Annotated in this window: 18 protein-coding genes and 3 pseudogenes; 6 read left to right on the forward strand and 15 right to left on the reverse strand. The window is 69.9% G+C overall.

Going from position 1 to position 22,861, the window contains the following annotated elements; translation table 11 throughout:
• Positions 1-107: 107 nt before the first annotated feature.
• Positions 108-524 carry an ATP-binding protein gene (locus tag POF73_RS22380; RefSeq protein ID WP_272118174.1) on the reverse strand — a complete coding sequence of 139 codons (417 nt, stop codon included), beginning with the start codon at positions 522-524 and terminating at the stop codon, positions 108-110.
• Positions 525-1,472: 948 nt separating this feature from the next.
• Positions 1,473-2,075: a DUF5994 family protein gene (locus POF73_RS22385; protein ID WP_272118176.1), complete on the reverse strand. Its 603-nt coding sequence runs from the start codon at positions 2,073-2,075 to the stop codon at positions 1,473-1,475.
• Between the two features lie 1,295 nt (positions 2,076-3,370).
• Between POF73_RS22385 and POF73_RS22390 the strand changes: the two genes are divergently transcribed.
• Both POF73_RS22390 and POF73_RS22400 read left to right on the forward strand, forming a co-directional pair.
• Positions 3,371-3,850 (forward strand): DUF5994 family protein, encoded by a 480-nt coding sequence (locus POF73_RS22390; RefSeq protein WP_272118178.1) that lies wholly within the window; start codon positions 3,371-3,373, stop codon positions 3,848-3,850.
• Positions 3,851-4,399: 549 nt separating this feature from the next.
• Positions 4,400-4,788 (forward strand): annotated as a pseudogene (locus tag POF73_RS22400) (ABC transporter ATP-binding protein); the annotation flags it as partial.
• A gap of 234 nt (positions 4,789-5,022) precedes the next feature.
• On the opposite strand, the gene POF73_RS22405 reads toward POF73_RS22400, so the two are convergent.
• The 5 genes from POF73_RS22405 to POF73_RS22425 all read right to left on the reverse strand — a co-directional run bounded on the left by POF73_RS22405 (position 5,023) and on the right by POF73_RS22425 (position 8,816).
• Positions 5,023-5,373: a helix-turn-helix domain-containing protein gene (locus tag POF73_RS22405; protein ID WP_272118179.1), complete on the reverse strand. Its 351-nt coding sequence runs from the start codon at positions 5,371-5,373 to the stop codon at positions 5,023-5,025.
• Positions 5,374-6,189: 816 nt separating this feature from the next.
• Positions 6,190-6,495 (reverse strand): SCO5918 family protein, encoded by a 306-nt coding sequence (locus POF73_RS22410; protein WP_272118181.1) that lies wholly within the window; start codon positions 6,493-6,495, stop codon positions 6,190-6,192.
• Between the two features lie 48 nt (positions 6,496-6,543).
• Positions 6,544-6,891: a CBS domain-containing protein gene (locus tag POF73_RS22415; RefSeq protein ID WP_272118182.1), complete on the reverse strand. Its 348-nt coding sequence runs from the start codon at positions 6,889-6,891 to the stop codon at positions 6,544-6,546.
• 65 nt (positions 6,892-6,956) lie between these two features.
• Positions 6,957-8,438, reverse strand: coding sequence for a DEAD/DEAH box helicase (locus POF73_RS22420; protein WP_272118183.1), 1,482 nt, complete (start codon positions 8,436-8,438; stop codon positions 6,957-6,959).
• 174 nt (positions 8,439-8,612) lie between these two features.
• Positions 8,613-8,816: a cold-shock protein gene (locus tag POF73_RS22425; protein WP_272118185.1), complete on the reverse strand. Its 204-nt coding sequence runs from the start codon at positions 8,814-8,816 to the stop codon at positions 8,613-8,615.
• 499 nt (positions 8,817-9,315) lie between these two features.
• Between POF73_RS22425 and POF73_RS22430 the strand changes: the two are divergent.
• Positions 9,316-9,639 (forward strand): annotated as a pseudogene (locus POF73_RS22430) (non-reducing end alpha-L-arabinofuranosidase family hydrolase); the annotation flags it as partial.
• 264 nt (positions 9,640-9,903) lie between these two features.
• Here POF73_RS22430 and secD read toward each other — a convergent pair.
• Entirely contained in the window at positions 9,904-12,264 is a 2,361-nt protein-coding gene (secD, locus tag POF73_RS22435; RefSeq protein ID WP_272118186.1) for a protein translocase subunit SecD, read from the reverse strand.
• Between the two features lie 62 nt (positions 12,265-12,326).
• Entirely contained in the window at positions 12,327-12,731 is a 405-nt protein-coding gene (locus tag POF73_RS22440) for a hypothetical protein (RefSeq protein WP_272118188.1), read from the reverse strand.
• A gap of 297 nt (positions 12,732-13,028) precedes the next feature.
• Between POF73_RS22440 and POF73_RS22445 the strand changes: the two genes are divergently transcribed.
• Complete coding sequence (locus tag POF73_RS22445; RefSeq protein ID WP_272118191.1) at positions 13,029-13,166, forward strand: hypothetical protein; 138 nt, start codon at positions 13,029-13,031, stop codon at positions 13,164-13,166.
• Positions 13,167-13,408: 242 nt separating this feature from the next.
• Here POF73_RS22445 and POF73_RS22450 read toward each other — a convergent pair whose 3' ends face one another.
• Both POF73_RS22450 and POF73_RS22455 read right to left on the reverse strand, forming a co-directional pair.
• Positions 13,409-13,873, reverse strand: a complete 465-nt coding sequence (locus POF73_RS22450) for a DUF5990 family protein (RefSeq protein WP_272118194.1) — start codon at positions 13,871-13,873, stop codon at positions 13,409-13,411.
• A gap of 752 nt (positions 13,874-14,625) precedes the next feature.
• Positions 14,626-14,982, reverse strand: a complete 357-nt coding sequence (locus POF73_RS22455) for a hypothetical protein (RefSeq protein WP_272118195.1) — start codon at positions 14,980-14,982, stop codon at positions 14,626-14,628.
• Between the two features lie 147 nt (positions 14,983-15,129).
• Here POF73_RS22455 and POF73_RS22460 point away from each other — a divergent pair, with 147 nt between their 5' ends.
• Entirely contained in the window at positions 15,130-16,443 is a 1,314-nt protein-coding gene (locus POF73_RS22460) for a phosphatase PAP2 family protein (RefSeq protein ID WP_272118197.1), read from the forward strand.
• A 2-nt stretch (positions 16,444-16,445) separates the two neighbouring features.
• A pseudogene (locus tag POF73_RS46280) lies at positions 16,446-16,691 on the forward strand (flavoprotein); the annotation flags it as partial.
• Positions 16,692-17,037: 346 nt separating this feature from the next.
• Here POF73_RS46280 and POF73_RS22470 read toward each other — a convergent pair.
• The 4 genes from POF73_RS22470 to POF73_RS22485 form a co-directional block, all read right to left on the reverse strand.
• On the reverse strand, positions 17,038-18,558 hold the full coding sequence (locus POF73_RS22470; protein WP_272118199.1) for an NCS1 family nucleobase:cation symporter-1: 1,521 nt from the start codon (positions 18,556-18,558) through the stop codon (positions 17,038-17,040).
• A gap of 1,089 nt (positions 18,559-19,647) precedes the next feature.
• Positions 19,648-19,848 (reverse strand): hypothetical protein, encoded by a 201-nt coding sequence (locus POF73_RS22475; protein WP_272118201.1) that lies wholly within the window; start codon positions 19,846-19,848, stop codon positions 19,648-19,650.
• A gap of 265 nt (positions 19,849-20,113) precedes the next feature.
• Positions 20,114-21,511 (reverse strand): hypothetical protein, encoded by a 1,398-nt coding sequence (locus tag POF73_RS22480; RefSeq protein ID WP_272118203.1) that lies wholly within the window; start codon positions 21,509-21,511, stop codon positions 20,114-20,116.
• Positions 21,508-22,785 (reverse strand): glycosyltransferase, encoded by a 1,278-nt coding sequence (locus tag POF73_RS22485; protein ID WP_272118204.1) that lies wholly within the window; start codon positions 22,783-22,785, stop codon positions 21,508-21,510. Before POF73_RS22485 ends, POF73_RS22480 begins: the two co-directional genes overlap by 4 nt.
• Between the last annotated feature and the right edge of the window lie 76 nt (positions 22,786-22,861).

The raw sequence follows: 22,861 nt of genomic DNA on the forward strand, positions 1-22,861 counted from the left end.
GGACGACACGGACCCAGCCCCGCCGGGCCCTGCGGTCGTCCCACGCCTCGCACAGCGGTCGCAGGATGCTTCCGTCCGCGAAGGCCGAGGAGTGACACCCGGCCCGGTCACAGGGCCAGCACCGCGCGCACTCTGTTGCCGCCCCCGTCGACCGGATCGATGTCGAGGCGCTGTGCCAGGTACCGCACCATGGAGAGGCCCCGCCCGCTCTCACCCCAGGTCGTCAGCGGCCGCACGCCGGGTCGGCCGGAGCTGCCGTCGTAGACCTCGACGGTCACCTGGGCGTCGGACACGTGCAGGCACAGGCGGCAACTGCCGCCGTGCCGCGTGGCGTTGGTGACCAGCTCGGAGACGATGAGCGCAGCGTCGCCGATGCGCTCGGCGTCGAGCCCCACCGCCCGGAAGGCGGGCCGGGCGAGGAACTGCGAGGTCAACATCCTTGCTGTGCCCGCCGATTCGGCCTCGTCGGGCAGTAGGTACTCGACTCGTGCGGAACGCCGATGGGTACGCCGACGCGTACGCATGGCGGATCACTTCCCCTCCTGGGCCATCCGACCACCATGGCCGTGGCCGCTCGCCGGGCCGCGGCATGTCCTGCCCGGCCTGGCCTGCCTCCTCCTGATGCCCCGCGCCCGTGATCGCCAACCGGAGACGGGTGAGCCGGGGCATCGTAGGCGCGGTATACGGCCGCATCGGGGAGATCAGGTGTCCCCTGCCCGGCGGCTGCCTCCCGCGTCCTGAAGGAGCGCGCTCGCGGTGAGGTGGAGCGCGGGATCGGCTGTCGCGGTCCCTGTCCCCGGGCCGCCGTGCGAAGGACCGGTGTCGTGGTGCGCCGAGAACGACGCCGGCAGGGAGCCGGCGTACGGGCAACTCCCGGTTCGTCCATGGCCCTGAAGGGTTCTCACCCGGGGTGAGTCCCCCTAGGCTGTGCCACACAGTCCGTCGTGTGCAGGTTTCCGTCGGAACGCACGCCGTTCGGCAGCCCGTGGGCTGCCTGTGCCCCGTGCCCCCGGGCAAGGACCGATTCGCAACCTCTGCAGAGCAGTCGGCTTTCGTTGCCCGTTGCGGTCGGCTTCTGTGCTTGCCTCGTTCTGCTTCCTCTCGTCACGAGACCGGCGCCGGTGGCCTCCCGCATGCCGTCGCACGGTCCGACGTGGGGCACGCGGCTCCTGAACGCGCATCCGAGAAGGGGGAATCGGCCGCGCGGGGAGTCTCGGACGGCCGTCGCCGAGGATCGGACGACCGGCGGCGGCCGTCGGAAGGCGCTTGCGCCGACGGAGGCGTGGCCGTTCATGGCTCTCGGCCTGGTCTGCCGGCTGCTGTGAGGCCGGCTCATCCACCCTGTCGATCTCCTGCTCGTTCCGGTTCGCCACACGATCACGGGAGGGCATGGGGCCCCGGAACCTGCCGGTCGTGCCGCCGGACACGACCGAGGAGGCCGAGGAACCGCTCATGTCGGCCGCCGCGGGCGGTCAGCGCGGGGTCACCCGGCCGACGGCGTTGACCCCGAGGTCGGCGAGGCTCATGCCGACGCAGTTCTCGGGGAGGTCGATGCCCGCCGCCAGTCGGCCCGCCGGAGCGGCCCCGGCCTCGTACGACGAGGGGGTGGCGTCGGGCTGTTCCGCCGCCATGAGGGCGGACGCGGTCGAACGCGGGCCGGTGCCTGCGCTCGCGGCGGCCATCAGCCGGGCGGCCGAGGGATCGGCGGTCTCCGGGGGAATCACCAGGAGGTCCCAGGGGCCCGCCGTTCCGGACAGCAGCAGGATCTTGTGCGGATCCAGCTCAGAGGTGAACCAACCGACCTTCACCACGTGGCCGTTGACGAAGATCCTTCGCGGAATGATCGGCCAGTAGCGGGGATTGACGGCGATCCGGGTGATCCGGCCCCACATCGGGTCCAGTACATCGGCCAGCGGGGGGAGTTCCTGTGTCAGGTCGCGTGAGCGGGGCCACCAGGCGCCGTCCAGTTCGACGTGTCCCGGAGAAGGGCAGCTCACAGGTGTGAGGGCGAGTCGTGCGGTCGGGGCCCTGAAGGGCATGGCGCTCAGCGGCGGATGGTCGTTGGTCGCGGACATCGTGCGGACCCGTCTCCGGACCCCCTGCGTGTGGGCAGTTGTCCGGCGTCGTTGCTCACCAGGAACGACACCGGTATCGGGGCCGGTGTGCGAAATACTCCCGATGACCTCACGCTACTCCCCGAACAGGCCGAACGGACCGCTCCCGGCCGTCGCCTCACTCGCTCCTGCGATCCCCTTCCGGGGAGCGGCTGGTCTCCAGCGAGGACCGCGCCGGTTCCGCCGCCCGCGTCGTGTCCACGACGAGTCCGAGACGCGTTCCTCCCTACCCGCCCGAGACGCGTTCCTCCCCTCCCCGCCCGAGACGCGTTCCTCCCCTCCCCGCCCGAGACGCGTTCCTCCCCTCCGCGCCCGAGACGCGTTCCTCCCCTCCCCGCCCGAGACGCGTTCCTCCCCTCCGCGCCCGAGGCGCGTTCCTCCCTCCGCGCCCGCGGGACAGCTGCGCTGCTCGGTGGCCGCGAAGCAACGACGGAGCACCTACGCGACGCGACGCGCCGGGCGACCGCTCCGCCCCCTCCGCGGTGGTCCTGCGCAGTCGTACGGCCTGGTTGCAGACGAGCATCCGGCCCGGAGCGTCGGACCACGGGCGTTGGCGTTTCGGCTGGAGGCGCTCGGGGACCCGGTGAGCGGAGGTCGCGTCGCGTGCCGGTTCGGCAGTGAGCCAGCGTTCAATTCGTCCGCCCGCTCTGCCGTCCGGCTGAGACAGCGGACGGCAGAGCTGTGCCTTCACTCGGGCTGCGCGACGGCGAGTGCCCTGTCCAGAGCATTGCGGATCTCGTCGGGCAGTTGTTCGTCGTCGGACGGGTGGGCAGGCGGAACCCTGGCGGCAGTCCGGTGTCGACCGCGAGGCGGAGCAGGGTGGCGCGCCCCTCCACCCCGGCGGGACGACTGCGCGGCGCGTCGCTGCGATCACTCTCGATGAGGAACCGGGCCAACCCCGTGGGGCGCTGTCGGGGTCCGTCGCGACGGTGCCGAAGTCGGGGAGCCCACCCACGGGTGGGTCTCCGACTGCCGGTACGGGAGCCGGTGGACGTGCCGAGGGCCACCGCTCATCGGCTCCCGGGCCTCTGCCGTTCTCGGTGAGCCCTCGGCCGGAGAAGCGGCTGCTCATGGTCCACGAGGCCGCGCTCGGCGCGATGCCCGGGCCAGGACCGCCGTGACGCCACCGCCGCTGAGGTGGTCAGGGGCCTGAGTCGTCCCGGTTTCACCTCACCACGCGGAGTAACGTGGTGAAGGCACCCTTCCGATCCCGTGCTCGCCGGACACGCCGAACCTCGAAGACGGGCAGGTTCCTCATGGTCGACTCCGACACACCCCCTGGTTCACGGCATCTGCCCAATGCTGATCTTTCCGATCTGCGGCCGGGGAGCGCACTGCTCCGGCTGAAGACGACGCAGTCGCGCGAGGGCATCCTCGACGGGGCGTGGTGGCCGCGGTCCCGGGACATCGGCGCCGAGCTGCCCGCCCTCGTGACGGCCCTCACCGAATACCTCGGTCCCGTCACCCGAGTAGGGCTGGATGCCGGGGGCTGGGAAGGGCTCCCGACGCGGATCGTCGTCGACGACCGTGTGGTGCACATCGACTCCTTCGCCGTCGCTGACGACACTGTCCTGATCACTCGGGGGGAGGAGGACATCTTCTCGTTGCTGGTGATTCCGCCGAACGCGACAACCGAGGCCGCGCACGCCGCCATGGCCCAGGCTGTCCGGCCCGACAACGTCACCAGGGCGGAACAGATCCTCATCGACACCGGGACCGGGAGCACGGCGCCCTGAGGGATGCCGGTGGTGACGTGTCGACGGCGGCCGCTCCGTCGGCGGTGAGCACGAGGAACGCGGCCATGCCGAGGGCGGTGTCCAGCGCGGTCGCGTCCTGCCGGTGAGTCGGCCGGGTACAGCGGACCGCTGTGCCAAGGGGCGACGGCGCCGGTGGTGAAGAACAGCAGGACGGTCCCTGCGCGGATCGGGCTCGCGACCACAGTCGTTCGTGTACGGCCGAGACCGGCCCCCCGCCAATCGGAGGGGGCCGGTCGGCCGACCGGCGGGGCACCTCCCGAAGCCCGGCGGATGGTCGACCGCCCACCGCCTCGGCAGGGTTGTCCCGGTGACCGAGATCGAAAGCGCCAAGAAGACGCCTCGTCGGCCCTCACCCTCACCCGGGTCCACCACGGCGACGGAACGCCCCGTGCCGATGGCGCGGTTGATCGGCGTGGACCTCGCCCGCGCACTGGCCGTGTTCGGAATGTTCGCCGTGCACGTCGGTCCCTTCCCCACGCCCGGGGGCGGCGTGGGCGACTGGTTCCGCCGTCGAGCTGGCGTTCCTCGCTGGACACCCCGGTCGGGCACCGCGGCACGAAACTGTCCGGCGGCGAGCGCCTGGGGGTCCCCCCCGCCGAAGGTGGGGGAGCATCGCGACCGCCCGCGCGCTGCTGCGCGGGCCCCGGCTGCTGCTCCTGGACGAGGCGACCTCGCAGCTCGACGCCGTCAACGGGCTGGCACTGCGGGACGTCATCGCCGAGACCGCACGCGAGACCACCGTGCTGGTGGTGGCCCATCGCCTGTCGACCGTGACGGACGCCGACCGCATCGTCGTCATGGACGCGGGCAAGGTCCGCGCGGTCGGCACCCATGAGGAGCTGGTGGCCGAGGACGAGCTGTACGCGCAGCTCGCGGCGATGCAGCTGCTGACCTCGGCGGGACGCCCCGGCGGGTGAGAGGGGCCCCCGACGCCGAGGGCCTCCGGCAGGCGGGTGGCGAGAATCGAACTCGCGCTCTCAGCTTGAGAAGCGACGGCGCTTGGGCGGGTGCACGGCTCTTACCTGTGCGGATACCGTCCCGATGAGCGATGGTGCGGCGGGGGCGTACTGCTGTGGATGAAGCCGTTCTTCCGTCGTGAGTGGGTGCATCCCGGAGCCGTGCATGCTCGACGAGCCGACCCGCTCGCGTGGTCAGCTCGGACCGGGATCGGAGCTGTCGGACGCTGCCTTCGCGGCACGGCGGTACTCGGCGTTGATGCGCTGAGCTTCCTCAAGCTGGTCTTCGAGGATGACGATGCGGCAAGCAGCGTCGATCGGGGTTCCCCTGTCGACAAGCTCGCGGGCGCGAGCGGCGATCCGTAGTTGGTAGCGGGAGTACCGGCGATGTCCGCCCTCCGAGCGCAGCGGAGTGATCAGACGAGCCTCACCGATGGCTCGGAGGAAGGCAGGGGTGGTGCCGAGCATTTCGGCGGCCCGGCCCATGGTGTACGCGGGGTAGTCGTCGTCGTCCAGACGACCGCCGAGTGAATTATCTGCTGCCATGTCACCTCGTTGTGCAACGCGTCGAGGGGCCCCGATGCCGTACGGCACCAGGGCCCCGAAGGGAATTCAACACCATCTGTCGGCCCTCATGCTGCGCCGACCTTCTGTTTCCGCTTCCCGGCCCGGCGAGGGGAGGGGTGCGGGGATCGCATCTGCGTGACCGGGGACCACCATCCAATCCGGGGTCTTGCGGCACCCGGACCGAGAGCTTGTCGGCCGGGCGATCCTGATGGCGTCTGCTCCTCCGTTCTTCCTCTGAACCAACCACTTGGTGAACAGGTACTGCGGTACTGCTCGGTGATGCTGTCGGCAGCCCCTCGACCTGCGGGCCGCCCAGTGCGGACCTCAGTCCCGTCACCGTTCTGCGAACACCTTGGCTTCGGAACTCCAGATCCGCACTGACCTGCGAACTTCAAGTACTGCTACCCGCCAGTTCGTGTCTGCCGGGTCTCGCTTGACCGTGTCAACGAGAAAAAGAGTAACTGGGCAAGGGGTCAATGTCTACTCTGACAAGAGTAGATTTTGGCGCCCGGAGGTCGCAGACAAGCTTGGTCGGGCAGTCGCCCCACTGGGCCACCGAGGGCGGTGGCACGCTGCTTGGCCTTGCTTCGCCCTGCTTGGCCAGGAGACTCCGCACGGCCGGCAAGGTGGCGAGGCGGCGACGCGGCGAGGTGGCGACGCGGCGAGGTGGCGACGCGGCGAGGTGGCGACGCGGCGAGGTGGCGAGGTGGCGATACGACGATGAGGGCCCTGCCGACGCGCGTCGGCAGGGCCCTCATCGGGCCTCTGGTGGCGGTTTTCCGCCGGGCCTTCACCTCACCAGGCGGTGCCTCCGAGCAGCGCCGACGCGGTCCGTAGCGGAGTGGGGATGCCCACCGGCGCGGTCTCGGGCTGCTCGTGGCAGGTGAAGCCGAGGCGGGTCATGGCCCGGACGACCTCGCCGCTGCTGAAGTCGCGGCGGTCCTGTCGGGTGATGACTTGGCCTACTTGCTTGACCGGGTAGCGGCGGCGGCCGATGGTCACGGAATCACCGGTGACGATCTCGGGCTTGACGCCCTTCATCGAGGCCAGCACCCCGCTCTTGGTCAGCTCGAACGGGTACCGGGCGATGACACAGCGCATGATGCCTCACAGGGAAGTAGGGAGGACGGGCCGATCGGACGAGGTGGATCAGCGGGCGAGGGTGAGGACGCCCGGGGTCCGGCCATGCTCACCGAGGGCGCCGGGCAGAGCGCCGGGCGAGCTGAACGGTCCGGGCAGGACGTCCCGTAGACGGAGCCGGTCCGTGTAGGTGGGGCTGTCGCGGAGAACGGCGAGCCGGGCCCGGGTGATCAGGCCCATGCTCTGATCGTCCCCGTCGCAGAGGACAAGGTGATCGACACGGGCACCGGCCATGAGGGACAGAGCCACCTCGACGGTCATGTCGTCACAGACGCGAGGGCCGGACGCGGCCCTGCCGTCGACCACCGCCTTGAGGGAGGGACCCACTCCATCGTGCTGCGTCTGAGCCGGCGCCATAAGTGCCTCCTACTGGAAAGGGGTGGGCCTGTGATGTGCAGGGTGGGCTGGTGAACAGAGCGGCTCTAGGCAGCCGAGCCGAAGCCGGTCCGCCGCTGTGCCCTGCGGGGCGCCGCTTCGCCGCCGGGCTGGCCCTGGCCCCGGCGCCCCCGACGGCCCCGGGACGGGGACGAAGAAGACGCGCCGCGCGGTCGATCCACGTCCGGCGCGGTGATGACGACCGGGACACCGGAAGGGGCCTGGGCACCTGTGATGCGGCTCAACTCCGCCTCGCCCGACCGCACCTGGGCGATCCGGGGGGTGATGCCCGCCGAAGCCATCAGCCGGCTCACCCCGCGACGCTGGTCACGGGTCACCAGGGTGACGACGCTGCCGGACTCGCCGGCACGGGCCGTACGGCCGCCGCGGTGCAGGTAGTCCTTGTGGTCGGTGGGCGGATCCACATTGACGACCAGGTCGAGATTGTCGACGTGGATCCCGCGCGCCGCGACGTTGGTCGCCACCAGCACCGTCACATGCCCGCTCTTGAACTGGGCCAGCGTCCGCGTGCGCTGCGGCTGGGACTTGCCACCGTGCAGTGCCGCGGCGCGGACACCATTGCTCAGCAGGTGCTTGGTCAGCCGGTCCACTGCGTGCTTGGTGTCGAGGAACATGATCACTCGGCCGTCTCGTGCCGCGATCTCGGTGGTCGTCCGGTGCTTGTCGGCGTCGTGCACATGGAGTACGTGGTGCTCCATCGTGGTGACCGCGCCCGCCGACGGGTCGACGGAGTGGACTACGGGGTCCGTCAGGTAGCGGCGGACCAGGAGGTCGACGTTGCGGTCCAGGGTGGCCGAGAAGAGCATCCGCTGCCCGCCGGGACGCACTTGGTCGAGCAGGGCGGTGACCTGGGGCATGAAGCCCATGTCGGCCATCTGGTCGGCTTCGTCGAGGACCGTGATGCCGACATCGTCCAGTCGGCAGTCGCCCCGGTCGATGAGGTCCTTGAGCCGTCCGGGCGTCGCGACGACCACCTCGGCCCCTGCGCGCAGCGCACCGGCCTGCCTGCCGATGGACATTCCGCCCACGACGGTGGCCAGCCGCAGGCTCACGGACCGGGCGTACGGAGTGAGCGCTTCGGTGACCTGCTGGGCGAGCTCGCGGGTGGGGACGAGGACGAGGACGAGCGGCTGCCGTGGCTCGGCACGCCGCCCCGCCGTACGGGCCAGTGCGGCGAGGCCGAAAGCGAGGGTCTTGCCCGAGCCGGTGCGGCCACGGCCGAGTACGTCACGACCGGCCAGGGAGTTCGGCAGGGTCGCCGCCTGGATCGGGAACGGTACGGTCACGCCTTCGCGGCCGAGCGTGGCCAACAGCCGCGCAGGCATGGCGAGATCGGCGAACGCCTCGACGGCGGGGAGCGCGGGCGTGATCGTCTTCGGCGGCGCGAACTCGCCCTGTTCGGCCTGTCGATTTCCGTAGGTTTTGGATCGGTGCGGAACGCCGGAGCGGTTGGCGGCAGCACCTCCGCCGGAGCGGCCACGGGTGCGGGTTGTGCGCGTGCGATTCATGCAGAACCTTCCTTGATGCGGCGCGTATCAAGGAATTCCCGCAGCAGGTGAGCGGCGCAGAGAATTGCGAGAACGAGCCAATACGATGTGGGATGCGCCCTGAAATGCAGCGAGCTGGGGCCCGCACCCCAAGGTGCGGGCCCCAGCTGCGAAGTATGCGCGTTGGTGCCGGTGTCAGGCGGGAACGATGTTCTCGGCCGTCGGGCCCTTCTGGCCCTGCGCGATGTCGAACGACACCTTCTGGCCTTCCAGCAGCTCGCGGAAGCCCTGGGCTGCGATGTTCGAGTAGTGGGCGAAGACGTCGGGGCCGCCGCCGTCCTGCTCGATGAAGCCGAAGCCCTTTTCCGCGTTGAACCACTTCACGGTGCCAGTAGTCATATCTTTTCTCCTTCGGGGGCGGTTTCAGGAATTCACCCTGCGTGAATTCCGTGTCGCCGTGCTGATTAACCCGTCGGAAATGAACCTTCTGGCAACCACACCTGCAACTGAGATCGACAGTAGCACGGTCCGATGGGCTCTGAACGGTCGAAAATTCCGATCCGGCCGACGGTCGAGGAATACTCGCCGCGCCCCGCGTCTATTTCTCATTCCACGGGAACAGATATTGCTCTCTGTGAGCGTGACCTTCCCTGTTGTGGGCTTCCATCCACAGCCCTGTGACCTCCGTCGACGGGAGATGTGCCGCTACCACCGTCGTCAGTGGGCGTCGCAGCGGCGGCCACCCCGAAACTCCCCTACGGCGATGAAGGTCACATCCCCCGCGAAGAGCGTGTCGGCTGGTGGTCGGCGGTGCCGCTACGCCAGAAAGACAAGCCATTGCCAGATCAGAACCGCTCTCATCGCCGCCGTCCGGTAACCCGCCGCGTGCTCGGGGTAGAACCAGTACGTCATGATCGTCGAAGCGATGGGGGCGAACGGGCGCTACTTCCGCTCGTTCACGGCCTCCAGCCTGAACGGTTCGTGGACCCCGCAGGCCGGCAGCGAGTCCAGCCCCTTCGCGGGCAAGGCCAACGCCAACGCGACGTGGACCAATGACGTCAGCCACGGTGACCTGGTCCGCGACAACCCCGACCAGACCATGACCATCGACCCCTGCAACCTGCAGTTCCTCTACCAGGGCAGGACCCCCGGCGCACCCGGGGACACCACCCCGTACGAGAAACTGCCGTACCGGCCGGGCGTCCTCACCCTGCGGCGCTGACCCGCAACCGCCCCTGCTGACCGATACTTACCGCACTTACCGCCTTCGAGGAACCTCAGCCGCGCGTCGGCTGGGGTTCCTCTCTGCGAAGACCGCGGGGGTTTGGTCCGACGCGGGCCATGGCCGACCTGCGGGGGTCAGAAGCGCAGCAGGGTATCTGCCCGGTGCCCACGCGGCCGTGCGTCTCCCAGCCACCCCGCAGGTGCGGCTCTTCCGGGGATGCGCTCGGCCATCCGCGTCATCCCCGCGAGTCTCCGCGCGTCCTCACACCACAGCGCCTGAATCCCGCGCCCGCCCACGTCGCTCCAACGGACTGCGCGCCCCGCTGCCCTCGCTGCGCCCGGGGCGCACTGGCGGCGCCGGGTGGCTGCCTTCGAGCTGCACGGCGATCGGCACGGCAGTGAACACCGTCGACGCCATACCGATCACCACGCCGGCGATCAGCGCCACCGAGAAGTCCGCGAGCGAGTCACCGCCGAGCACGGCCAGGGCCGCCAGGATGAACAGCGCGCCCATACCGGTGTTCACCGTGCGCGGCAGCGTCTGGATGACGGCCTTGTTCGCGGTGGTTTCCAGCTCCGCCGCCGGATCGCGGCGGCGCGCCTCGCGCACCCGGTCGAAGACGACGACGGTGTCGTTGACGGAGTACCCGATGACCGTGAGCAGGGCCGCCAGGAAGACGCTGTCGACGGGCTTGCCGAGCCAGGCGAACAGGCCCACCACGAGCAGCACGTCGTGCACCATGGCCGTCACCGCCGCGGCGGCGAACGTCCACCGGAACCGTACGCTGAGGTAGATCAGCTGGGCCGCGACGGCGATGCCGAGCGCGATGAGCGCGTGCCGGCGCAGTTCGTCGCCGAGGCTCGGGCCGATCAGCTCGTCCCGCTCGACGGTGACCTCGCCGCCCTCCTTCGCCAGCGCCGTTTGGATCGTGTGCTGCTGGTCGTTGCTCAGCTCACCGGTGCGTACCGAGACGTCCCCGTCCCCCGACTCCTGCACCACCGCCTGCGGGAACCCGGCGTCCGTGACCGCCGTGCGCGCCGCGTCCACGTCCACGGGCCTGCTGGTGCTGTACTCCACCAGGCGCCCGCCGGTGAACTCCACCCCGAAGTCCAGGCCGCGCAGGCCGATTCCGGTGACGGCGACCACGATCAGCAGCGCGCTGATGCCGAGCCAGCGGCGCCGGTGATGCACCAGGCGGGGTTTGCGGCGCGCGAGCCACGAACGCACGCGGCCGGTGGAGGTGATCCCGGTCAGGCCGGGCCGGTTGCGCACGAAGCGGCGCCGGATCGCGAAGTCGGCGAGGACCCGGGTGATCACCAGGGCCGAGATCATCGAGACGAGGACACCGATGGAGAGCGTGACGCCGAAGCCCTTGACGGGTCCGGTGGCGAAGAAGAAGAGCAGCCCGGACGCGAGCAGCGTGGTCACATTCGAGTCGACGACCGCGCCCCAGGTCTTGCTGAAGCCGGTGCGCAGCGGCTTGTCCAGGTGCGCAGAGGCGGCCGGTGCCGACTTCAGGGCGCGGGCTCCCAGATACTCCTCGCGGGCACGCTCGAAGACCAGCACGTTCGCGTCAACCGCCATGCCGATCGCCAGGACGAAACCGGCGAGTCCGGGCAGTGTCAGAGTCGCGCCCAGGGCGACCAGTGCGGCGTAGGAGATCAGCCCGTACAGCGCGAGGGCGATGGTGGCCAGGGCGCCGAGCAGCCGGTAGACGACGAGGATGAACACCGCCGTCAGGGCGAGCCCGATGATGGCGGCCTGGGTGCTGGCGGCGATGGCGTCGGCACCGAGCGTGGGGCCGACGGTGCGCTGCTCCACGACGTCCACGGGCACCGGAAGCGCACCGCCCTTGACGAGCGCGGCCAGATCGCGGGCCTCTTCCCGGCCGAAGCCGCCGGTGATCTGCGTGGAGCCGCCGGAGATGCCGACCTTGCACGCCACGTCCGCGTTGACGCCGGGCGCCGAGAGGACCTTGCCGTCCAGGACGATGGCGACGCGCCGCTCGGGCGCGCCCTGCGGGGCACAGGCCGCCGCCCCGGTGACCCGCGCCCAGTCCTTGCCCGCCTCCCCACGGAAGGTGAGGTTGACCGTCCAGCCCGACATCTTCTGCTGGTCGAGCACCGCCTCGGCGTCCTTGACGCCCTCGCCGGTGAGGGCGGTGGGCCCGAGCTTGAGGAACGCCCCCTTCTGGTCGGGGTCGGCCAGGGTGCGCGAGCCGTCCTCGGCCGGTTTCCCCTTGGCCCCCTTGTCCTCGTCTTGCTTGTCCGTCAGGCCCTGCACCGGGTGGACGGTCAACTGCGCGGTGCGGCCGATGACTTCGGCGGCCTCGCGTGGGTCCTGTACGCCGGGCAGCTCGACGAAGATCCGCCGCTCTCCGGACCGGTACAGGCTCGGTTCGGAGACGCCGAGCGCGTCGACCCGCTGGCGGAGCACCTCCAGGGCCCGCTGGGTCGATTCGGCATCGGCCTTGACGACGGGTGAGTCCTTGGTCTCCAGGACGATCTGGGTGCCGCCGCGCAGGTCGAGGCCGAGGCGGGCGGACTGGGTGAGAGCGAAGAAGAGCGAGGCGGCGATCACACCTAGGGCGACGATCGCCCGCCACATGGGCGCGCGAGACATGAGTTCTCCACGATGGGCAGGCAGACGGAGTCGACGTCTGCGCCGGGCGCGGAGGCGAACGGTCAGGCGTCGATACGGACTTCGGTGCTCCATCGGGACGGCGGGCCGCGCGGGCGATACGTGTGGGCGCCCCGGCCGGCTCCTGCGGCCGCTGCCGCCACGGCCACGGCGGGGCCGCCGACAGCGCGGTGCGGGGCTGCCTCCCCGGCGCCAGGGCCCAGGAAGCCGTGGCTCGGGTACGGCACGGCGTGGGCGTGGGCGTGGGGGAGCGCGGGGTGCGCCACGGTGACGGGGCGCTGCGCGTCGGCGGTCGCGGACGCCTGCGCGGTCGCCGTCGCGGCCGTGCCCGTCGAGGACAGGCGGGACGCCGACTTGGCCGACACCGGCAGGAGGAAGGTCAGGACCGCGAGCAGCGCGGAGAGCACGACGGCGGCCGGACGCGTGGGGTGTGCGCGGTGCTGCTGCACGCCTCTCGCCCCCCGGTCAAGTCGTCGTACGCAATCAGCAGTTGGGCACTGCGAGCCGACGCTCGGCTCGTCCGACCGTCAGTGACACGAACGCCGTCGGGCACCCGGAGGTTCCCGACTCACCGCAGGAATGTTGCTGTCGGCGAGGTGCGCCGGTGCGGCGGCACAGAAATGCGGGGAAGGGGGTGGGACGCGGCGGCGGGATGGCCCCCTGAGCCCGTGCCGCCGCATCTCGGCATCCGGAGTCGGCTACTGGATTGTGACCAGGCGCTCGTGCCGTACGCGGATATCGGGAAGGTGGATGAGCTCTCGACCACCACTGCGCGTCCGTCGAAGCGCCGTCGCGTCATCGCGGCGAGTACGTCCTCGGCGACACCCGCGCCGACCGCGATCGTCGCGATCTCCTCACCAGTGGTCAGCGCGGGCCTGCGCTGATTCGCCGTGCCGGCACCATTGCGTACGGCCTGATCACACCGTTGTTGACCGTGGTTGTCCGCTCTTACGGGCACGCTATGCTGCGGTGCTGTCCTCACTTGGTACGGATCTCCTGGACCCGCAAGCGCGGCCGTCGGTCGAGGCGGCTGGGTAGTCATAAGGATGCTGGAGGATGCTGGTCAGTGGCCGCCGTTGAGCGTCCTGTCGGCGCTGATGTCGGCCGGGACGGCGTGCGACCTCTCCTAGTCGGCGCGTTCGGCGGTCCAGGTGATGTGCGGGGGCCGGACTCGTGCGCAAAGAGGCCCGCCCTGTGCGTCGGTCAGGCCGAGGCGTCCGACCAGCAGTCCGTCGCGTGCGGCGGTGAGTACATCAGCGGGGATGGCGTCGAGCATGAGCTTGGCGCGGCGGAACATCGTGAAGGTGCCCGAACCGTCGACCGTGCCCCACGACAGGTATATGAACCGATGGCCCAGACGGTCCTGCACGTAGGGGCCTTTGACCTCGATGCCGGACGGCGAGTCGCTCGTGGTGCACTCCAGGGTCCAGGTCGCGGACCGCGCGTCACCGGGCTGCGGTGCGAGGAGTTCGGCCGGACGGTCGCGGCGTTGCACGGCGACATGGACGTTGCGGTACTCAGGAACTCTGCCGTCGACGGGAGCCGGACAGGTGAGGCCGGGCAAATCGACGGCGTCTATGCGGATGCGCATGCCGGCCATCATCGCGCCAACGTCCTGGCCGGGGCCAGCCGGCCACGAACTGGGTCGGGCCCGGGCAGCGGTGACCTCGTAACCGAGTGCCGCCAGACCCTCAACGGCGGCCTCCTCGCCCCTCCCGCCGACCCGTTCGTGGACCACGCTCGATGGGGGGTCCGCGAAGACACAAAGGCCCAGGTCGATGACCTGGGCCTTCTTCATGGAGCGGGTGACGAGAATCGAACTCGCGCTCTCAGCTTGGGAAGCGACGGCGCCTGCGCGGGCTCCACACCTCTGACCTGCGCAGTTGCCTTACCGCTGGCTCATCGTAGGAGGCGCATCGCACCGCTGTTTACCGTGGTTGTCCGGTCTTATGGACATGCCATGGGCACGGCGCCCCGAGGAGGGAGATCAGGGCGGCCGTTTGGTCCCCGGCGACCGAGAGCGGCTCCGACCGGTAGGGCAGCAGAGCGTGGTGGTCACGGCTGCACACATGGATACGGCAAGGGCCTGGCCTGGAAGAGGATCCACTCGTCGACGGCACCTCCGACCAGCTCGTCAAGACGTCGAACGGCAATACGGCACCCGCTGAAGCGGAGGGCAAGATCGAGCAGAAGATCAACCCCGGAACAACAAGGCCGTTCCGATTCGGAGCAAGAAGACCGTCCCATCCGTGAAGCCCAGCGGGCGAGCTACGAGTTGCTCCTACAGCTACAGGGCCACGCAGCCGTGGCTCGACTTTCCCGAGCAGGCACGCCTGTTCGGCATCAATGGGCAGGCCGCCATGGTTTCGAGGCGTTCGAGTACGGCGAGGGTTTCGCCGCGTTTTCAGTGAGGCCGCCGGCGACGTAGCTCTCGATGCCGGCCCAGAGGTCTTCGACCTGTTGGCGCAAGGTCTGGCTGGCGGCGGTGGGTTCGACCAGGACGGACAGCAGGGCGGCCGGGTCATGGTCGGCCCTGTGGGCGTCGTCGAGGGTGGCTGCCGCGCTGTGGGCCGTCGGCTCGCTCGGCGGAGCGGCGTTGAAGTGCGGCCCACTCGCATCGTGGAGGCCGCGAGCCGGTACGACGGAGTCGTCATGACCAACCGCCGCCGAAGCCGCAACTCCACACCCCTCCGATAGCATGTTCGAACTCGCGATGGTTACCTCAATCGCATTTCATCCACCCAGCCATTCGAATAAGACGGCCAAAGATTGATATCTAGAGCATCGCAGGTGTTTTCGCGGATAAGCTGCATAACTTCGCTGTTCGCGCGGCGTCCTTGGCGCGCGATGCTGTGGGTCGCGGCGGGTGTGGTGGCACTTGGATTCCTCATCGCGCTGGAGATCACCGCACGCCGCTACGGTCAACCGGGGCCGATTGCCAACCAGGTGAAGGCCTTGATCCTCGCCCCGAAACCGGGACCGCTGTACTGCGGTATGGCGTTGATGACGATGGTGCTCCCTTGGCGGCAACGGTTCATCGCGGTTGGTGCCGCGATCGGTATCGACCTCGTCTTCCTGCTGGTGCGGTGGGCAGTCGACGCCAAGATGGACGCCGAGATGACCGACGGCCATTCCTTCGGCACCGGGGCGTTGTGGGTGATGTTGGGCTGTGCGGTCATCGCTGTCACGCGCCGCACCGGCCGGGAGCGCGTTTTGCTACTGAAGGGCGTCGGGCTGGGCCTGTTGCTGGTGGCCGGCCGCAAGGTCGGCGATACCTGGCTGCTCATCACGTCGAAGACCCGCCCGGCGGTGCTCGACCAGTACGTGGCAACCGCCGATCATGCGCTGGGCAACCCGTCATGGCTGGTAGGCCGGATGGTCAAGGCCACCAGCCCGATCAGCGCCAACCTTCTTCACTTGGTCTACGGTCAGCTTGCGGTGGCTGCGGTTGTCGTCGCGCTCTACCAGCTGCGTAACGTGGCGGTCGAGCGCCGCTTCCCGAGCCATCATCTGGTGCGCACCTTCCTGGTGATCGGCCTGCTCGGGCCAAGCATCTACATGATCTTCCCGGTGGTCGGACCGGTCTTCGCCTATGGCCCGGGCGCCTCCGGCACCGGTGGAGTGCACTGGGCGATGGCCAACCTGTGGCCGGACGCGCCGCCGCCGATCAACACCCCGCACCAGATGCCTTACGACGAGATCACCCCTCGCAACTGCATGCCCAGCCTGCACACGGCGTGGGCTGTCGCGATCTTCGTTCATTCCCGCAGGGCCCCCTGGGTTCTGCGGTTCGCGGGCACGTTCTGGCTGATTGCCACGCTCGCTGCGACGCTGGGATTCGGCTACCACTACGGCGTGGATCTCGTCGCAGGCGTGGTGTTCGCGCTCACCATCGAGGCTGCGCTGCGCTCGCTCGACCGTGGCTGGGACCGGCCAGGAATCCAGCTGGTCATCTACGGCGCCACGGTCTTTGCCGCGCTTTTGGTGTCGTATCGCTGTCTGCCGATGGAGATGGCAAGAAATCCGGGGATATTCGGGCCACTTCTCATCCTGGCAATGACTTCAGTGGTCTATGGATACGCACGGACCGCCAAACTACGGGAACCGACGGTCACGCCAACGCGGCAACCGGAACTGCAACCTGAACCACTGAGCGGGTGACGACCGGCTACCCGATCCGCTCGGCCCGGCGCTCACCCGGCGATCGCCGTCCGCTGCAGCCCGCCGACGCCGTTGCGGTGACCCCGGCCACCTTCACCACGGTCAACAAGTGGGCTGCCGGCAGCCCCGGCACTCTCGCCCCGGGCATCCTTGTGCGAGCCACATGGCATGGGCGTCCCCACCGCCATCCCGGACCATCTGAACTCGGCCTGGGCCGCCACCCCGCGTACCGGCAGAGCTTGGAGCGGCCGCATCGGCTCGTACGCTCAAGTGCTTGGGGGCATGCAGAGGGTACGCCACCCCGAATTGGCCTGGACAACGAACAAACCCCAGGCAACTGACCTGGGGTTTCATGGAGCGGGTGACGGGCAGCCTTCGCGAGCGCACAGCCTCTCTGGCGAAGTGAGACCGACCCTGTTGCCGGGACGGGGCCGTCGTGGGGCTGTTCGTGCTGCGCGCTGGTGAGAGATCGGGGAGCCGGCACCAGGGGTGTTGGGATGCCTGCAGCACCGCCCGCTGCACGACGAAAAGGGCGCCTGACCGGCATCAGCCCAGGTCGGGCGCCCTACTAGGGTTGCTGGAAGAAGCTGACTGCTATGCCTCGGTCGCCTCCGGCGCTGCCGTTGCCGCCGTCCTCGCTGTGAGGGGGCTCTTGCCCCCGCTGAACGCGAAGTAGAGCACCCCGGCCACGACGACTCCGATGAACCAGGAGTACGGACCCAGCGTCGCCCCGTATCCGGACGGTCCGTAGACGGGGAGGATGCTGGAGAAGACGGCGCCCACCACCCCGGCGGCGAACGCCCGTACGTTCCAGCCGCCCTGGAAACGGAACTCCCCGCCTTCGTCGTACAGAGCGGGCACGTTCAGCTGTGTCTTCCGGATGAGGTAGTAGTCGACGACGATCACACCGAAGATGGGGCCCATCGTCGAGCCGATGGCGTTGACGAAGCTGGGGGCGTTGTCCCAGGGGTGGAGCGGGTAGAGCAGGAGCGCGATGACAGCGGCGATGAGGCCGCCCCTGCGGAAGGTCACGTACTTCGGGGCCACGTTGGCGAAGTCGAAGGCGGGACTGACGAAGTTGGCGACGACGTTGATGCCGAGGGTCGCCACGGCGAAGGTCAGGGCGGCGAGCAGGACGAGGAACGCGCTGTCGAACTTGGCGGAGATCTCAGCCGGTTCCAGGATGACTTCCCCGTACACCTTGCTGGCGGCGGCCGTGGTGATGGCCGCGACGAGGGAGAAGAGGATCAGGTTGACGGGCAGGCCCCAGATGTTGCCCTTCTTCAGGGCCTTCTCGTCCGGGGTGAAGCGTGCGAAGTCACCGAAGTTGAGGAACAGGGCGGCGAAGTAGGTCACCCAGGTGGCCGCTATCGCCGCGATCGCGGCGAGTGAGCCCGGGCTGACGTCGAGCCCGGTGGCGCTCTTGGCGAGTGCGGCAAGGTCGCCGCTCGGCATGTCGACGGAGAAGGACAGCGTCCCGGCCTTCACGGACAGCGCGATCGCGAGGATCAGCATCATCAGCCACACCGCCGGGCCGGCGAAGTCCTGGAAACGGCGGACCGTTTCCATCCCCTTGCTGATGATGAGCAGTTGGGCGGCCCACACACCGAGGTAGCACAGCACTTCAAGGCCGCTGTGGTCGAAGAGCCGGCTGGTCTCGTGCAGATGCTTGGGTCCGTCGTAGCGGACGAGGAAGGCCACGATGGCGCCGGCGGCGGCGCTGGTCTGGGCGCCGTACCAGAAGGTGGCGACCACGGCCCGTACGAGAGCCGGGACGTTGGCTCCGAAGGTGCCGAACGAGGCGCGGGCGAGGACCGGGTAGGGGACACCGGTCTTGACGCCCGCCTTGCCGATGAGGGTCATCAGCCAGTAGATGATCAGCGAGCCCACACCGATGCCGATGAGGAACTTGAAGGTGTTGCCCGCGACGAGGAACAGGCTGGCGGCCAGGAAGTAGCCGTACAGACTGTGCACGTCCGAGGTCCAGACGTTGAAGATGCTGAAGGCGCCCCACTTGCGTTCGGTGGCGGGGGCGAGGTCCGCGTTGTAGAGACGGGGGGAGTACCCGGGCGGGGTGGCGGTTCTGTCCGTGTCCGCGCTGTCCGTGGCCGTCATGTCCTGCTCCTTCTTGCTGTGCCCCATCCCCTACCGGCGTCGCGCCGGACGGTTGAAGCGGCAGCTAACGGCCCGGATGTTGCACCGGCATGTCGGGCGCGTAGCAGACTCGTCAACGGAAAATCTCTTCCATTTCCGGATCGAGTCGCCGTTTGATCAGTGCCTGTGGAGCGGTTGGACGAGGGGCGTGATCACAGGCGAGACGGACTCCCACGGAACGGTCGGTCGGTGACACGAGGCGTGATGCGCGGTGCATGCTCGTGCCGCTCACTGCTGGTGACGACATCGATCGCATGCAATGGCGGCGATGCCAAGTCCCTTTTGCCGACAACGGAGTTGTTCTGCCGGCGGTCGCACGGCGACCGCACCGGCTCGGCGGCAAGGTGTCCCTCCGCGTCCAGGCCGGGGACGGTGATGCGCCCAGCGGCTACGGCTCTCAGGACCGCGGTACGGGGCCGAAGGCGTCCGTGCCGATGGGCGGCGCCACTCGTAGCGGAGCTGCTGGGATGCTGGGCTGCTCGCTGAGGTTGTGCGCGCAATTCTTCGGTGACCGGGGCGAGTCCAGGGTGCGGCAGTGGTCGGCATCCGGGCGGGTGAGCGGTGCCGGAAGAAGGCGTGGACCTGGTGTGGGTGGCTGGGCCGGTCGGCGACGGTGCCGACCGTGTACGTCTCCATGGCGGAACGGATGTGGTCGTGACCGGTCGGCCCACCGGTCACGGCCTTGGCGTTGTGGACGCTGTCGTCCTCGCAGATCGCCGCGACCGCCGGGACGGTGGGGCAGGCGTCCGGCGGCGCCTGGAGGAAGGCGGTGAACTCGGCGGCGGTGCGCCGTCCGAGGGGCCTGGTGCCCAGCGCCGGTGGCCAGGTCGAGGACGCCAAGAGCGTCCGTCGGCGGCTGGTTCCGGGGGCGGGCCCCGGTGACGGGCGCCGTGCAGGGGCCATGTGGCCCGTAGGTGCGGTGACGTTGCGATGGGCACGGAGTCGGCTCGGAGGCGTGGAGGGCTCCTCCTGGCGGCTGACGAGCCACCGGGCTCTGGGAACGGAGCGCTGGTCGGAAGGGCGCGGTTGCGGGAGCACGCGGAGCGGGTCTCAGTGGCGGCCGAACAATTCGGGACGGAGGTGGCTCGGAGCGGCCCCTGGAATGCGGGCCTGCTCGGGGTGGACACCGCCGAGGCGGTACAGCGGGCCGACATCGGGAAGAGGGTCTGCGAGGAGGTGGCGGTCTTCCGGGTGCGCGAAGGCCATGAGGTATGCCTGGGCCAGGATGCGCTTGTTGACCTCCTCCGCCACCTCCTGGCTCTCTTCCGGAGTTATCCGAAGATGGAGTCCACACAACCCCCGATGATCACGCGGTGGCCATACCCATTCCCGGCCAGGCCCGACGCAAGATCGCGAAACCAGACTCTGAACACCTGGTCCTGGTTCTGGTTCTCGTTCTGGTCCTGGCCGCACTGCCGTCCGTGCGGACACCGTCGCCGACCGTCTGCCCGCCACGGCGCCGCGGTGGACCTCGGGGGCCGCATCGCTCTACCGCCCTGAGGCGCACGGCCGGCCGTCATGGACGCACGACGACGGTCCATCCGGGGTGGTAGGTGTCCGGCACCGGGAATCGTTGCCAGTCACGCGCCCAGTGCGGTGGCTTTCCCCCGCGAAGGACCAGCGCACTGGGGTGCGCCGGGGGATCCGTCTCCGAGACAGTGCAGCCCGCGGTGTGGGCGATGGGAATCGTCGAAGTGTTCCCCGCGAGGACACACGGCGGGTGCACCCCGTGCTCGCGCAGCACGGAGGCGATCCGGACCCAGTCTCCGCGGGCCTGCTGATGGTTGCCCGCATGATGGTGGACGAGCACGGCCTGGATGCCCCAGTGCCCGAGGAGTGCCAGGGCGAGCGCCGCGGCTGTCGGCAGCGAACGGCGGGCGCGGGCCCGGTGGACGACGGCGAGGAGCCCGACAGCGGCGGGGAGCCCCAGCAGGGCGTAGGCCGGCAGCAGGAACCGCGGCGCGGCGTAGGGGACGAGGAAGAGATACGGCGCCGCCGCGGCCACCGCCACCGCCACCGCCAGCCACAGCGGTGCGGCGGACCGGCGCGCCCGGCGCTCGGCCCACAGTCCCAGGCCGACCAGCAGCGGCAGCAGCACCCACCACTCCGTCACGGGCAGCTGTACGCTGTCGCCCGTACAGGGACGGCACAGCAGCGGGCCGTCCAGCGAGGTGAGATGGGCGCCCAGGGAGAAGACGGGCCGCAGGCCGCCCTGGACCTCGTCTGCCTCCGCGAGCCGGTTCCGCACCCCGCCGAACCGCACCTCGGCCTCGACGACCCAGGGCAGCGCACCCGCCACGAGTCCGGCCGCCAGGGCCGACAGACGCCCCCTCAGGCGGCCGTGGTCGCGCAGTGTGGGCATCAGCACGGCGGCCAGGAGCAGCGGCACGGCGACGGCCACACCGTCGTTGGGCCGCATCAGTGTCACCACCGCCAGGCCTGCCGCGACACCGGCGTACCGGGGACGCGGCGCGAGGAAGCAGCCCACCGCGGCGGTGGCACCCATCGCGGTGTAGTGGTTCGGCATCGCGGAACCGGCGTAGAACAGAGTGATCCACAGACTGCCGTACAGCCCGGCCGCCACCCACACCGCCGCCGGGCGGTGCAGGATCCGCAGCCAGGGTCTGAATCCCAGCCAGAGCGCACCGCCGGCCAGCAGGAGCAGCCACACCCTGAGCAGCACCGTCGAGTCGCTCCAGGAGGCGATCGGAGCGAGCAGCAGGGGGACCCCGCGGGTACGCGGGGCGCTGAACGGGGTCGCGGGACCGTACGGTCCGAAGCGACTGGCGTACACGAGCTCGTCCCAGCCGAGCGGCAGTGTGAGCGGTACGAGGACGGCCGACAGCAGACAGAACCCGGCGGCCACGATCCACAGCATCCGCTGTGCCGAGGCCGCTGTGCGATCCGCGTTCATCCGACCCACCCCAGCTTGCGCCGCCCGCGGCGCACCGCTGCGCGGGCGAGGATGCCTGCCGTGGCGGCGAGCACGGTGGCACGGTCGCGCCAGTCGGCCGGGCCGGGCGGTGGAGGAGCGGACCGCCCGGCCCGCTCCTCCACCAGTGCGCTGAACAGGCGTTCGTAGCGGTCGGCGACGCCGTCCGGGGTGAATCGTTTCTCCGCGCTGACCCGGGCGGCCCTGCCCATCTCCGCACGCCGTCCGTCGTCCCGCATCAGTGCCAGCAGCGCGTCGGCCACGGCCCGGGTGCTGTCGCGCGGGACGAGAAAGCCGTCCACACCGTGGCGGATGATCTCGCCGGGCCCGTGGGGGCAGTCGGTGCTCACCACAGGCAGGCCGCAGCGCATGGCCTCCACGATCGTCATTCCGAACGACTCGTGCGCGGAGGTCACCGCGGCGATGGAGCCCTTGACCCACTCGGCCTCGATGGGCGTGACCGAACCCATCAGGAAGACCCGGTCTCTCAGGCCGTGGTGGGCTATCCGGTCGGCTGTCCGGGCGCGTTCCGGGCCGTCCCCGTAGATGCGCAGGGACCAGTCGGGGCAGGCCGCACCGGCCAGGGCGAACGCGTCGACCAGCATCTCGTACCGCTTGACGCGGGCCAACCGACCCGCCGCGACGACCACCTTGGCCGCCGCGTCGGCCGGCGGCACCGCGGGTTCGGGGACGCTGTTGGGGATGGCCAGCACCCGGGTGCGCGGCAACCGCATGCCGCGCCGGTGGTCGCGCGCGTCAGCCGCGGTCATGGTGACCAGCGCGTCGAGAGCGCCGCACCAGCGCTGGAGTTCCGTCCGCAGTCGGTGCGGGTGGTTGTCGTGGGTGAGGTGCTCCTGGCCGACGCGTACGGCATGTCGTGGCCCGAACCGGGCCACCAGCGCGTTGAGTCCGGCCCTGGTGCCCACGACGATGTCGGCGTCCGTGTCCCGCAGCCAGTCGATGACCCGCTGCTCGGCGAGCCGGTGGTACTGGTGCGAGCGGCTGTCCCCCTTCGGGAAGACCTCTCCGGCCCGCCGGGCGAGAGGGTCCGCCGCGTCCGCGGATCCCTCGCGCCGGTCCACCAGGGCCCGCAGCGGCATCTTGGGCGACCGCCCCAGTTGTGGTTTCTCGCGGTGCCGGAAGACCGACACGAGTTCCACCTGGTGTCGCCCGGCGAGCGTGTCGGCGAGTGTCATGGTCGTCCGTACGGTGCCGCCCATCGCGTAGGCGTTGTGCAGCAGGAAGGCGATGCGCATGTGCGGCGTCCCTTGGTCCCTGTGATGCGGCTGGTCAGCGTCACTGTGTTCACTACGAGGCGACCGAGTCCGTGCT

Source organism: Streptomyces sp. HD, from assembly GCF_028369295.1.
GTDB lineage: Bacteria > Actinomycetota > Actinomycetes > Streptomycetales > Streptomycetaceae > Streptomyces.

Excerpts from the sequence above, each read along its gene's own strand:
- POF73_RS22485 (WP_272118204.1), bottom strand. The coding sequence starts at position 22,785 with ATGCGCATCGCCTTCCTGCTGCACAACGCCTACGCGATGGGCGGCACC.
- POF73_RS22470 (WP_272118199.1), bottom strand. The coding sequence starts at position 18,558 with ATGACGGCCACGGACAGCGCGGACACGGACAGAACCGCCACCCCGCCC.
- POF73_RS22425 (WP_272118185.1), bottom strand. The coding sequence starts at position 8,816 with ATGACTACTGGCACCGTGAAGTGGTTCAACGCGGAAAAGGGCTTCGGC.
- POF73_RS22420 (WP_272118183.1), bottom strand. The coding sequence starts at position 8,438 with ATGAATCGCACGCGCACAACCCGCACCCGTGGCCGCTCCGGCGGAGGT.
- POF73_RS22390 (WP_272118178.1), top strand. The coding sequence starts at position 3,371 with ATGGTCGACTCCGACACACCCCCTGGTTCACGGCATCTGCCCAATGCT.
- POF73_RS22385 (WP_272118176.1), bottom strand. The coding sequence starts at position 2,075 with ATGTCCGCGACCAACGACCATCCGCCGCTGAGCGCCATGCCCTTCAGG.
- POF73_RS22480 (WP_272118203.1), bottom strand. The coding sequence starts at position 21,511 with ATGAACGCGGATCGCACAGCGGCCTCGGCACAGCGGATGCTGTGGATC.
- POF73_RS22410 (WP_272118181.1), bottom strand. The coding sequence starts at position 6,495 with ATGCGCTGTGTCATCGCCCGGTACCCGTTCGAGCTGACCAAGAGCGGG.
- POF73_RS22415 (WP_272118182.1), bottom strand. The coding sequence starts at position 6,891 with ATGGCGCCGGCTCAGACGCAGCACGATGGAGTGGGTCCCTCCCTCAAG.
- POF73_RS22450 (WP_272118194.1), bottom strand. The coding sequence starts at position 13,873 with ATGCGCATCCGCATAGACGCCGTCGATTTGCCCGGCCTCACCTGTCCG.
- POF73_RS22455 (WP_272118195.1), bottom strand. The coding sequence starts at position 14,982 with ATGCTATCGGAGGGGTGTGGAGTTGCGGCTTCGGCGGCGGTTGGTCAT.
- POF73_RS22380 (WP_272118174.1), bottom strand. The coding sequence starts at position 524 with ATGCGTACGCGTCGGCGTACCCATCGGCGTTCCGCACGAGTCGAGTAC.
- POF73_RS22405 (WP_272118179.1), bottom strand. The coding sequence starts at position 5,373 with ATGGCAGCAGATAATTCACTCGGCGGTCGTCTGGACGACGACGACTAC.
- secD (WP_272118186.1), bottom strand. The coding sequence starts at position 12,264 with ATGTCTCGCGCGCCCATGTGGCGGGCGATCGTCGCCCTAGGTGTGATC.
- POF73_RS22460 (WP_272118197.1), top strand. The coding sequence starts at position 15,130 with ATGCTGTGGGTCGCGGCGGGTGTGGTGGCACTTGGATTCCTCATCGCG.